Source organism: Sediminitomix flava (assembly GCF_003149185.1).
Classification (GTDB): Bacteria; Bacteroidota; Bacteroidia; order Cytophagales; family Flammeovirgaceae; genus Sediminitomix; species Sediminitomix flava.
On the sequence record NZ_QGDO01000003.1, the window covers coordinates 927,879 to 940,563 of the forward strand.

General features: G+C 34.5%; 7 protein-coding genes. 5 read left to right on the forward strand and 2 right to left on the reverse strand.

Translation table 11 applies throughout. The features are described from left to right. Window positions 1–81: 81 nt before the first annotated feature. From BC781_RS15295 to BC781_RS15305, 3 genes are all read left to right on the forward strand, one after another. Window positions 82–1,743, forward strand: a complete 1,662-nt coding sequence (locus BC781_RS15295; RefSeq protein ID WP_109619280.1) for a tetratricopeptide repeat protein — start codon at window positions 82–84, stop codon at window positions 1,741–1,743. Window positions 1,744–1,855: 112 nt separating this feature from the next. After that, window positions 1,856–2,323: a thioredoxin family protein gene (locus BC781_RS15300; protein ID WP_109619282.1), complete on the forward strand. Its 468-nt coding sequence runs from the start codon at window positions 1,856–1,858 to the stop codon at window positions 2,321–2,323. A 212-nt stretch (window positions 2,324–2,535) separates the two neighbouring features. Then, window positions 2,536–4,743, forward strand: coding sequence for a bifunctional alpha,alpha-trehalose-phosphate synthase (UDP-forming)/trehalose-phosphatase (locus BC781_RS15305; RefSeq protein ID WP_109619286.1), 2,208 nt, complete (start codon window positions 2,536–2,538; stop codon window positions 4,741–4,743). Between the two features lie 58 nt (window positions 4,744–4,801). On the opposite strand, the gene BC781_RS15310 is transcribed toward BC781_RS15305, so the two are convergent. Then, window positions 4,802–5,860: a hypothetical protein gene (locus tag BC781_RS15310; protein ID WP_109619289.1), complete on the reverse strand. Its 1,059-nt coding sequence runs from the start codon at window positions 5,858–5,860 to the stop codon at window positions 4,802–4,804. A 232-nt stretch (window positions 5,861–6,092) separates the two neighbouring features. Here BC781_RS15310 and glgP point away from each other — a divergent pair, with 232 nt between their 5' ends. Then, the gene (gene glgP / locus BC781_RS15315) at window positions 6,093–7,754 is read left to right on the forward strand and encodes an alpha-glucan family phosphorylase (protein WP_109619291.1); all 1,662 of its coding nucleotides are present in this window, start codon (window positions 6,093–6,095) and stop codon (window positions 7,752–7,754) included. Window positions 7,755–7,843: 89 nt separating this feature from the next. Here the strand turns inward: glgP and BC781_RS15320 are convergent, their stop codons facing one another. After that, complete coding sequence (locus tag BC781_RS15320) at window positions 7,844–11,476, reverse strand: T9SS type A sorting domain-containing protein (protein ID WP_158281496.1); 3,633 nt, start codon at window positions 11,474–11,476, stop codon at window positions 7,844–7,846. A 446-nt stretch (window positions 11,477–11,922) separates the two neighbouring features. Here BC781_RS15320 and BC781_RS15325 point away from each other — a divergent pair, with 446 nt between their 5' ends. After that, on the forward strand, window positions 11,923–12,519 hold the full coding sequence (locus BC781_RS15325) for a thrombospondin type 3 repeat-containing protein (RefSeq protein ID WP_109619296.1): 597 nt from the start codon (window positions 11,923–11,925) through the stop codon (window positions 12,517–12,519). Window positions 12,520–12,685: the final 166 nt, after the last annotated feature.

Here is a 12,685-nt window from a genome sequence, read left to right on the forward strand (position 1 = left end):
AATATTTAAGTCTATTGAATATTACGAACCTTTTTAGTATTGAATTCGTACAAAAAATAGTGATTTCGTGGAACTCAAAGTATGATGATGATGGGAATCTCAGAGCATGAAAATATTGAGTCAATCATATCCAAAGTTGTAGAACACTTCCTAGACATACAGTTTGAAGAATTTAATGAAGAATTCTTTGAGTGTACTGATCAGTGGGAGAGAGGGATTCTTTATGTCAAATCAAAGTCAAATCTGACATTTATCGACCGCTTATTTCTAGCACTTGGTTTTATACATCTGAGTAAATATAATTCTGCGGAAAAAATTATTGCTAATCTGATTTTAGATCTAAGTAAAGAAGTTAACCAAAATGAAAACCTACGCCTAAACCTTCCCGATGGTGTATCACTATCTATTGAGGATACCTCAAACAGAATATCCTTGTTTTCATTAAATAAACTTTCTAGGTTTTCTTTTTATAAGCACAACGAAGAAGACTTGGTCTATGAGTCTCAAGAAAATGAATTCCAAGCTTCAGATGCTTATCATTTCTTCAGAGAAGGTTTAAGGTATTTGTATCATTTTGAATATGATTTGGCTGAGCAATTCTTTAGTCAAGCTCTCAAAATTGATCCTGAAAATTCTGAATTTAGATTTCATAAGACTATAGCAATTTTGAATGAAGGTTATGAGACAGATAAAGCTTTAGATGATCTTAAAATCTTAGAAGAATCAGAATATAAACTTCAATTTGTGAAGTATGGTCTTGCCCTTTGTTATTATGAAAGTCAGTATTATGATAAGGCATTATCATACCTAGATGAAGCCATTGTCCTTTTAAGTCTCAATCAACCACTTAACCTAGAAGAGGAGAAGCTACTTTCAAAGTGTTATTATTTAAAAGGTAGAATATTTCAAAACTTCGAACTCTGGGAAATTGCTTATGATATTTTTTCAAATATCAATAAACTACCATATCCAATACCTTCTAGCATCAACTTTCAAATAGGTCTGTGTCTTGAAAAATTAAATAGAGTTCACGAAGCTCTTGAAAGTTTTGAAAAAGCATCTTCAAACCCAAGAGATATTTTTTCGAAACAGAAGATTTTAGAACGTAGCGCTAGGTGTTATTTCTCTTTGAAAGAATATGAAATGGCACTTAACAAAGTTAAGCAGGCGATAAGTATTTCTAGCTATTGTTTTGAGAGTCGGTTATTAATGGTGAAAATTCTAGTGACCAAGAAAGATTATTTGAAAGCAGAAAAAGCTGTCAGACAAATCATCGCACTTGAAAGACAAGATGATATCACGCTTGATATTAAAATCCTTTTAGGAGATTTATTGATCAAAAATCAAAAATTTCAGAAGGCTAGGGAGTATTTTGCTCAATTAATTCAGGAGTATAAGACTGAAGAAAGTGCCTACTTAAAACTCCAATATGGAATTTCTCTTTTCCATATTCGAAAATATCGAGAATCAATTCAATTCTTTAATGATTTCCTAAAAGTATATCAGAACGTAAAGCTTTATGGTCTCAATCGTTTGAATGATACTAAGTTCGATTTAGAAACTATGAGAATGAATATAATCTCATTAAAGTCTAAAGCTATAGCTGCAAGTCAGCCAGAAAAGCTGAATTCGCTAGACTGTAGAGAATTGAATGAGTTAGCTGAAAGTGGAAATATGGAAGCAGAAATATTACTAATCAGATATTGCACACAGAAACCAAATATTTCTCGAAATCAGAATTAGCATCTTACATTATCTTAATAGAAGATAATATAGTTTAAAAAAACACATCACAACAACCATTTTTACTCTTAACAAGTTATAAGTTTAGTTCACACTAAAATCAATATATCAGATGCTTAGTAAAAATATTAAAATTGCAGTAGCAGTAATAGTTGCATTATTCACACTATCAAGTTTTGTAACTAATGAACCAAAGGAGAATGGTGAAATTAAATGGATTACAATTCAAGAAGCACTAGAATTATCTAAAAAAGATAACAAACCTATCTTTGTTGATGTCTATACCGATTGGTGTGGTTGGTGTAAAGTCATGGACAAAAAGACTTTCAGCGATACGGATGTGTCGAGTTATGTTGGGGAAAATTACTATGCCGTAAAATTGAACCCTGAGAAAGAGGGTACAATCGTCTACCAAGGAAAGAATTATACAAATGCTGCTTTTGCGAACCATTTCCAAATACAAGGTTATCCTACAATATTATTGCTACAAGCAGAAAAAGAATCAAAAGCTGTTCCTGGTTTTCAAGATGCTGATAACTTCTTGAAGACTCTAGAGAAGTTTAAAAAGACATTAAAATAATATCAATTCATATAGCCTAATTAATAAAAGGGTATTGTTGAGATTAAACTTAAATAAGGAATAAAGTCGTTTATTCCTTATTTTTTTGTACCTTAAGAAGGTGAAGAGCTTGTTTTATTAGGTTTTCCTAGTAGCAAGTTGTATTATATTTTGTGTCTAAGGACTTATTCACCTACATTCCTTGAAAACGATAACCCTCACTTGCTCACTATATGAATAATAAAAAATTAGTAATCGTTTCGAACAGATTACCTGTCTCAATTAACATTAATGAAGATGAATTTAGTTTTACAAAAAGTGCTGGAGGTTTAGCCACTGGTTTAGATTCATTGAGTGATGAACTTGAAAAAATATGGGTAGGTTGGGCTGGCATACATACTTCAGATAAAGATTTAAAAGAAAAAATTAATACTGCATTTGTAGAGAAAGATCTTTATCCTATTTTTTTTGAAGAACAACTCTTTGAAGGATATTACGAAGGATTTAGTAATAAAATAATTTGGCCCCATTTCCATTATTTTACTCAGTATACAACTTACGAAGAGGCCTATTATGAGGCTTACAAGACCGTTAATGAGATTTTTGCTGAAGAATTGATTAAAATTTTGAAAGGAGATGAAATGGTATGGATTCATGATTACCATCTCATGTTACTTCCGAAGTTAATACGTCATAAATTTCCAAATATATCCATTGGTTTTTTCCTTCATATTCCATTTCCATCTTATGAGATATTCAGAACATTGCCTTGGCGTAACGATTTGTTGACGGGTGTTCTTGGTGCCGATCTAGTCGGTTTTCATACATTTGGGTACATGCGTCATTTCTTAAGTTCTGTATATAATATTTTAGGTTATGAAAATGACTTCGGGATAATCAATATCCATGATAGACTAGTCCATGCAGACGTATTTCCGATGGGTATTGATTATGATAAGTTCGCATTTCCAGATATCAAATCCGTTAGCAAGGTTTTTGAGATCAAGGAGAATCTACCTGAAGCTCGTATTATTCTTTCAGTTGACCGACTAGATTATACTAAAGGGATTCCTCAAAGAATTAAAGCTTTCGATGCTTTTTTAGAAAGGTATCCAGAATACCTCGGTAAGGTGTATCTAGTTTTAGTAGCTGTTCCTTCAAGAACTAATGTCGGACATTACAAAGAGTTGAAAGATGAAATAGAAACGCTAATTGGTAGAATAAATGGTAAATATGCCCAATTCAGATGGACTCCAATTAAGTACTTCTACAGGAATTTTAATTTTGAAGAGCTAGTTCAATTATACCAAGCCTCAGATGTTGCTATGATCACTCCATTGAGAGATGGAATGAATCTTATCGCAAAAGAATATGTGGCGAGTAGACAAGATGGAAAAGGAGTTCTTGTATTGAGCGAAATGGCTGGCGCATCATTTGAATTGATAGACGCCTTGATGGTTAATCCTCAAAATACCAATCATGTAGTAGAAGTTCTTGCCAGAGCTTTGGAAATGAATCCAAAAGAACAAGAATTAAGAATTAGAAACCTTCAAAGAAGGGTAAAGGAAAATAACGTACAAACATGGGCAAATACATTCATTGATGAACAATTAAAAATTTCGATGATGCAGAAAGAAAAACTAACAAAATTTTTTAATAAGGATGCTCAAGCATTAAACCTAACCTTAATGAAACAGTCTTCTAAAAGACTTATTTTATTAGACTATGATGGCACTCTCATGGATTTTAATTCTGATCCACAAGCTGTTGAACCAGATGAATTTATTCTTTCAACTCTTAAGACCTTCACAGCTGATCCGAGAAATAGAGTAGTCGTTATATCAGGAAGGGATAGAGATACTTTAGAAAGATGGTTAGGGCATTTAGAAGTTGATATTTCGGCTGAGCATGGCGTTTGGTCTAGAATAGATGGCGATTGGCAAATGAGTGATGGATTATTTGATAGTTGGAAAGAACAAGTAAGACCAGTGCTTGAAAACCTAGTGAAGCGTACACCAGGTACATTCTTGGAAGAGAAACAATATTCTATCGTTTGGCATTACAGAAAGATTGATAAAGCATTAGGTGAAAAACGAATCAGAGCCTATCGTGACGTACTTCAGTATATGACAGCAAATCTTGACCTTCAAGTTTTGGAAGGAAACAAAGTAGTTGAAGTAAAAAATGCGGGAGTAAATAAAGGAAAAGCAACTTTGAACTGGCTAAATATGGAAGATTGGGAATATGTTTTGGCAATGGGAGATGACCATACCGATGAAGATATTTTCAAAGTACTTCCTGATTATGCAACATCAGTGAAAGTAGGTCTTGATATGAGTGATGCTAGATATCACCTTACTTCTGTAAAACAAGTAAGAACTTTCTTAGATAAAGTAATAGAAACTCTTTACAGTGATTCAACTAAAAGTGCTATTGATTAAGGTATAACAGTCTTAAATCATAAAACGCCTTTATCGTGTAAGATAAAGGCGTTTTTTATTACTTTTTCAAAACAAAATTGGTCTTTCCAATATTCAAAACTCTCAAGAGGTGATGTAAGCTTTCTTCTAGTATTTCACCCATATTATCACACTTAAGGAATAAAGAATCCTTGTAGTATCTGTATAAAGCATTCCTTAATTGAAAAACATTTTCGCGAGGTGCAATTCTGTCGGACTTCATTGTATCTATCAAATCATTCAGAATGTAATGTGAAGCCATTATTCTATGCCCAACCATAGAACGTTCTTCTATTTGATATTGCTTTAGTGTTTGAGGTGTAATTCTTCCAATACCTAATTCTACGAAAGGATTATTTTGCTTGAAATATTGAGGAAGATATACCGATCTTTTTCCTTCATAAGATTGCTGATCAAAGTCAATTGCTCTTAATCTGTAACTAACATCATCAAAATCAGGAACCTCGACTACCACAAAATTAGAAGTATGCATATCACCTAATAATCGAATAAAACATCGTTCATTAAATTTTACAAATTCCTTGATAAGACGCGTTTTATTTAAAGTGCTATCCCCAATTTTTGTAGCAATAAACTGATCGCCAGGAATACCCGCTATATGTTCTTCAATGAGAGTTTGCTCATGAACCATATAAGAAACTTTATTCGGCGAAAGTAGATCCTCTAATTCTAAACCGTAAACCCTTGAAGCATCAGCTTGTTTGACATAAAAATAATCGAAGTTATCGTTGAATTGGTTTACTATTCTAACTCTAAATGGTTTAGTATTACCGTATGTACAAAGATCAATTCTATCAATATATAAATGGGACATAATATCCATATGCCCGTCTGCCTTTAAGTTTGCATATATCTTTTTTAGACTCTCATGAATATGGAACATATCTTCATGATTGTAAAAGACTGTAATCCATAGAGTATCTTCATCATTTTTATCGTAAAGAGGTATACTGTTGGTGTACCTCAATAGGTCTGTATAATGTATATGTATAGGAGAAACCCTATTGTATTTTTTTAGATAAAAATGAAGCTTTTCATTAATGGGATAAATTAATTTTTTCTTACTGATTAACGCCATATCCTTTTTTTATGCAAATAACACGATATCTATGGGAATAATAGAATGTACCAAGAAATATTTCTTGATTTTTCTTCTTTCCAAAATATTTGTTTATTTGAGTCGTGTGTCGAACTTTTTAAATGTTTTCTAAAAACCATTTAAAGTTCATCAAAATCAAAGATGATAATCTTGAAATATTAAAGACTTTAATCATCAAAAGTTATAATCTAAAGTAATCACAAAGTCAAGCATGAAACTTTTTGACAAAAATTATAAGCATCCATACGCTTACGACCCGAAGTATAAAAAAAGAGCTGTTTATTTCAGTATGGAATTTGCAATTGACCAGCCATTTAAAATCTATTCAGGTGGTCTAGGATTCTTAGCCGGTTCTCACATGAGAAGTGCATACGAATTAAAGCAAAACCTAATCGGTATCGGGGTACTATGGAAATATGGTTACTATGACCAAGTTAGAAAAGGTGATCAGTCAATGGATGCTCTTTTCCAAGAGAAAATCTATAGTTTCCTAGAAGATACAAATATCAAATTTACAATAGAGGTTCACGGTCATCCAGTTTGGGTTACTGCTAAGTATTTGGCACCTGAGGTGTTTGATACAGTACCTATGTTCTTCTTGAGTACAGACCTTCCAGAAAATGATTATTTAGCACAGTCGATCTGTCATAGACTATACGATGCCGATCAACAAGCTAAGATTGCGCAATATATTCTTTTGGGAGTAGGTGGAGCAAAACTTCTTGATGAGTTGGAATATGGTGCTGAAGTTTATCACTTGAATGAAGCTCATGCTCTTCCTGCTGCTTTCCATCTTTATTCTAAGTACAAGAGCTTAGATGAAGTTAAAAAGCGTTTGGTATTTACAACGCATACTCCAGAAGAAGCTGGTAACGAAAAGCATGATATTAATCTACTTTATAAGTTAGGTTACTTCTGCGGTTTGACTGTTGAAGAGGTAAAACAATTGGCAGGCTTAAATACTTCGGAATTTAGTCACTCTTTAGTAGCTCTTCGTATGTCTCGTTTATCAAATGGGGTGTCGGCTTTACATGGTGAAGTTTCTAGAGAGATGTGGGGTAAATATGACAACATCTGTCCAATTATCTCAATTACAAATGCTCAAAACAGAAAGTATTGGGCTGATGAGGCACTTTACAGATATATGGAGCGTAATGAGGACGATAAGCTTGTTGCTCGTAAAAAATATTTAAAAGCTAAATTATTTGAGACAGTTGCTGATCAAACAGGTAACCTACTTGATCCTGATGCTTTGACTATTGTTTGGGCAAGAAGGTTTGCTGCCTATAAGCGTGCTGATCTTATCACAGAAGATAGAGAGCGTTTCGAAAGAATCATCAGTAACACAGATAAAAAAGTACAAATCATTTGGGCAGGAAAACCTTACCCTCAAGATTTGGGTGCTATTAGCGTATTCAACCACTTGGTTCATTTAACTAAAAAATACCATAACTGTACTGTATTGGTAGGTTATGAGTTGAAACTTTCTAGAAAGCTGAAGCAAGGAGCTGATATTTGGTTGAACAACCCTAGAGTACCAAGAGAAGCTTCAGGTACTTCTGGTATGACAGCATCAATGAATGGAGCGATCAACTTCTCAACTGATGATGGTTGGATTCCAGAATTTGCAAATGGTGAAAATGCTTTTGTTATCCCTAGACCTGACTTGAGCAGACCTGTTTTCGAACAAGATGAGCATGATATGAATCACCTTCTTGACACATTGGAGCACCAAATCCTTCCAATGTATTATGATAGACCTGAAGAGTGGGTTACGATGATGAAGAACAGTATGCGTGATGTATTGCCTTACTTCGATTCTAATCGTATGGCTTATCAGTATTATGAAAAACTTTATAATGGGCAATCATAATTGATTTCCATTTATTAGAAATAAAGAAACGCCCTGCCATTTATTTAAATGAGCAGGGCGTAGTTTCTTAAAAAGTTAGTAACATTTGATTACTTAGAAAGAAGCATTCGTGTCACTTTGGTTTGTCCATCAGGAGTGGTTGTTCGAATTATATACATTCCATTTCCATATTCGGATAAATCAAGTTCTTCATCTAAATAAGAATTGAAGAATGATTCGTAGATTACTTTACCTTCAGTATTCATGACCTCTATCAATCCCTCTTGTCCAATGGCATTCAATTTAAATATACCTTTGTTAGGGTTAGGGAAGACCGATAGTTGGGTAGTTCCTGTTGACGTTGGGTTCATCATATCCCATTGGCAAATCTCAGCATCAGGGATACTACATCCTGACATGTTTCCAAGGTCAAAAGTGAAATCTTTGTCACAAATTGTTGCTTGAATTTGCTGAGACTGACTTACCACATAAATAGCACTTAATGGATCTACTAAACATTTTTGTGTATTACCATCAAAGATTGCTGTTTTCAAGATTGGGTCGATACTTTCAAGTAGAACTCCATTATCACTCATAGCATTTGTACACTCTTCTTCTACTATTGGATCGAATAGCGGTTTCAATTTGGTACAAATTCCTGCTGTTCCAAATGTCGGGAAGCTTCCAGCGTATTGAGCTAACTGAGGTGCATTCCAGTTGAAGGTCATTTTACCAATATTTAGCATTGGATCATGACATACTTCCAGTTCTACATCTGTCAAGTAAACATTCATGTCTACACCATTTTCAGGGCAATCTTTACAGACTAATCTGTTAATGCTTCGTCCGTCATCAGCAAACTCATCATTACTTTCAAATTCTTCAAAGTCATCATGCTCGAAGCAGACTGTCAGACACCAATTTCTTCCACAGAATTCTACATCAGCAGTTAATTTAGCCGTTCCATCATCACAGATTTCTAGAGTAGAATTATCTGGGTCTGGTACCATTGGGTGATTTACTGCTTGTCCATTGGTGTTTCCAGCTTGACCTAAGTTAGAGATAAAAGTAGCGAGATCAGTTAGATCAGTGAAACTTGTCTCTTTACATAGGTTCAGACTGTAATCATAACAGATAGGAGGTGCTGGTGCAGGATCACATGGAGGATCTAATTCATCTATTGTATCTGTAAATGAACCTGCAGCTCCATTTTTATCAATGATTACAAACTCGTAAGTATCGAATGGTAGGTCACAAACTTCAATCAAGTTATCTGAAGTTTGGAAGTTTTCCTCAATACTCTTATCTGTATTCGAGTAGAAGACGGAGAAGTCTGGAGTTCCTTCATCTCCAATGAAGATGATCACTTTTCCAATTTCATATATATCGTCTTGTACACATACTGTTTCAGCACTTGCAGAGAAACCTGAAATACCTCTAACTAAAGGACATACAATGTCTATATTGATATCTCCCTTTTTATAAGATGAGTAACCATTTTGTCTGTTGATGTTATGCTTGTATTTGAACCAGCTACTCAGTCCGAAGTTACAGTTTTTGCCATTTGCCCCGAAACCTACTTGAGCTTGCTCTATGTCATCATCAGCCTTGATCTGAATATCTCCAAAATCTGGGCAAGAAATCGTACCTTCTACAATTTTATAAGCCTCCCAATCAGCCGATAGTAAATCAAATTCAGATTGTGATTTAAGCTCATTTTTGAATTCACAGTCCTCACATCTTTCTAAAGTAATACTAGCTTCGAATCGTTTATCTCCAAAGTCTACACTTATCATTTCACCTTCGATAAGTACACTTCCATCATCTTTTACTGTAAGTGTTGGTACAGGATTTATCGAGAAGTTTAAGCGAAGATCTTTACCCCCTAAAAGTGAAGTGTCACTTCCTTCAAAGAAGTTGAATAAGTAAATTCCATGTGAGCGAGGTGCTACAGAAGGGAATCTGACTTTTTGGAAATCTTCATCAGTCAGTGTTACGGCATTTTCGATGAACAATACCAATTCATCTTCATCTTGAATGGTGTCATCATCTTCACTTCCTTCATTACAGAAATCACCGAATATAGAAACAACCTCTGGCTCATCATCAGGTTCATCGCCTAATACACATGATGGTAGATCTTGTGAAATCTCTTCTGTGAAAGTCTGAATTGTTCCAGCCTTGTCACTGATTTTGATAATGTACTCACCGATAGGAAGGTTAGCAATAATAACTTCTGTATCACTAGTTGTTTCTACCATAACCTCTTCATCACTTCCTACTTCTCTGTAAGAGATGAAGTATTCTGGCGTACCATTAAGAATTTCAAGGATAATTCGTCCCCCATTCGGGTCAATACACTTCTCAATTACTTCTGCCTCAATTTTTGGTCTATTAATCAGAGGACAAAGAATGTCAATATTGATATCACCTTTTTTGATTGGCCCAAAAGCACCTCCATCGTTAGTGATGTTTTCTTTATAATGGAACCAACTACTTAGTCCTAAGTTGTCATTCTTACCATTGGCAGCACAATATCCAAGTTGAGCCTGATATGGACTACTTTCATTTGCCATGATCATAATTTGCCCTGTCTCAACTCCATTCTCTTTACAGATGATTGTACCTTGGGTTACCTTATAAAGGTCCCATCCAGCTATAACATCAGCGAGTTCTTGACCACTAAGTTTTGTTTCGTTTTTAGCAACTCCCTCTGGGAATTCATCTAATGTTAGACAAATTTCAAAGGTTTTATCAAAATATTCATCACATAAAGATTCTGCTTCACCTTGAATGATAATCTCACCTGTGATTCGATCTGTTAAGGTTGCGCCATCTTTAAAAAGAAGTCTAAGTGGTTCCTTACCTTTAAAATTGAATAGATAAATACCATGAGCATTAGGTGCAATTGATGGGAATTTAGCTTTTGATTTGTCCAAATCAGTTACCGTTGCCGCATTTCTGATATTGAACATAACGTCACCTATTTGAGCATCTTTCTGACCATTTTCTTCTAGGACTTGAGCTTGCAATGGAGTGATTGGGCTTGGGCAGAATTCTGGTAAAATTCTTCCAATACATTCTAAATCTACATTAAAGTCTCCTTGTCCTTCACCACATGGACTTCCATCAGCATTGAGTAGTGTCCAGTCAAACCAAGAAGAAGCACCAAATCTATCGTTCTTTCCGTTTGCATTTTGACCTATTTGTACTTGGTAAGGACCATCACCTCCCATAACAGGACCGAATTCAAATCGTTTTGCATCATCTTTTGGTTCTCCATTTTCATCTAATGCAGTTCCTGTTCCTGAGGTTACAATCCAATACTCCCAACCATCTTCAACACTTGTTTGAAAATCACCTTTGGTTTCGATTTTAGCGATACCTTCATCAAATTTTTCTAAGATGAAAGTCATTTCCCATTGACAATTACCTACTTCTTCAGTGAATGGAGATTCCTCAAAAAAACCTGTTCCTTGAAGAATACCGTCCTCATTTAGTGTAAATAAGAAAGCGTCATCAAAGAAGAACTTTGTGTTTTTACCGAAAAGGTTGAAGAAGAATATCCCATGATCACCAGGGAATTTTATAAATGGAGCATAATCAGCACCCTTGTCTGTAACAGCGTTTGTGACTAGATATAATCCTGTGTCACAGTCTTCATCAGACGGGTCTTGAGCTTTTACATTTAACCCTATTAGGCAGAGGGCCAAAGTGAATAAGCCTAGCTTAAGCCTATTCATTTTTTTAATTGGTTTGTTCATTAGTACAAGTGTTAATAAATAATAGTTGCTTAGTTTTATAGTTAGCTTTAATTGTTATTCGAAGTTTAATGAGTCAAGTAATGTTTTTGGCTTACGTTTCCTTTGGAACACAGACATTTTTGCTTCTGTTCAAGGAGCTGATATTTTTACAACAAGTGGTTAGTTTAGTACAAAAATGATGATTTTACGGGAGAGGTAATTTGCTAGTATTTAGTGGTTTTAGGTGTTTTTTTCTCAGTTTTGTAGAAAGTATTACGTGAGTTAGTTCTCATATGAAAAACCCCAGGGAATAAGCTTCGATTTAGAATAATTGAATGTATTCTGTTTTTATAGGAAGAAAAATAACTGATTTGTGATGAGTGATGATATGCTTTTTTGAAACATTGTGTGTATTGCATCAACCTAATAACTAACCTAATATACCTATGTTACGAAACAAGCAAATTGTATTACCAGCTATTACTATCTTTTTTCTATTACTTATCTCTTTCAACTACCCAAACACTTTCAATTTTAATACATCTTTGGATAGGGATGCAGATGGTATCACTGATAAAAGAGACTATTGTCCTCTAGAAGCAGGGTTCATTTCAACTGGAGGTTGTCCAGATATTGATTTGGATGGAGTGGCCGACAAATGGGATAAATGCCCTGAGTTGGAAGGTTCATTAGATTCTTTTGGATGTCCAGACTATGATAAAGATGGTGTATCTGATACGGTAGATCAGTGTCCATATGATTTTGGAGAGGCTAAAAACAATGGATGTCCAGATCTTGATCAAGATGGGGTAGCTGATCATATGGATGACTGTATCGATGAAAAAGGAACTGTAGAAACAAATGGTTGCCCTGATACCGATAAAGATGGAGTTGCAGATATTTATGACAAATGCCCGACAAAGTTTGGAGAAGTGAAGTATTGGGGCTGTATTGACTCTGATGGAGATTTGGTAGGAGACCATATTGATGAATGTCCTTATGACAAAGGCTCTACTCTAAACAAAGGTTGTCCTGTCAAATAGATTGACACATCTTATAAAAAAGCCGAATACATTTCTAAAGTATGTATTCGGCTTTTTTGATTTCTAATATATTCTTTGCACCAATTATTTTTTTCTAGGTTTTGGAGAAGAACATTTCATAGTAAATTCATAGTAGCTCAAGTCAGACATGTCTCTATAGTAGTTA

Bases quoted from the DNA above. Each gene is read 5' to 3' on its own strand.
- BC781_RS15295 (WP_109619280.1), top strand. From the start codon at position 82: ATGATGATGATGGGAATCTCAGAGCATGAAAATATTGAGTCAATCATA.
- BC781_RS15300 (WP_109619282.1), top strand. From the start codon at position 1,856: ATGCTTAGTAAAAATATTAAAATTGCAGTAGCAGTAATAGTTGCATTA.
- BC781_RS15305 (WP_109619286.1), top strand. From the start codon at position 2,536: ATGAATAATAAAAAATTAGTAATCGTTTCGAACAGATTACCTGTCTCA.
- BC781_RS15310 (WP_109619289.1), bottom strand. From the start codon at position 5,860: ATGGCGTTAATCAGTAAGAAAAAATTAATTTATCCCATTAATGAAAAG.
- glgP (WP_109619291.1), top strand. From the start codon at position 6,093: ATGAAACTTTTTGACAAAAATTATAAGCATCCATACGCTTACGACCCG.
- BC781_RS15320 (WP_158281496.1), bottom strand. From the start codon at position 11,476: ATGAATAGGCTTAAGCTAGGCTTATTCACTTTGGCCCTCTGCCTAATA.
- BC781_RS15325 (WP_109619296.1), top strand. From the start codon at position 11,923: ATGTTACGAAACAAGCAAATTGTATTACCAGCTATTACTATCTTTTTT.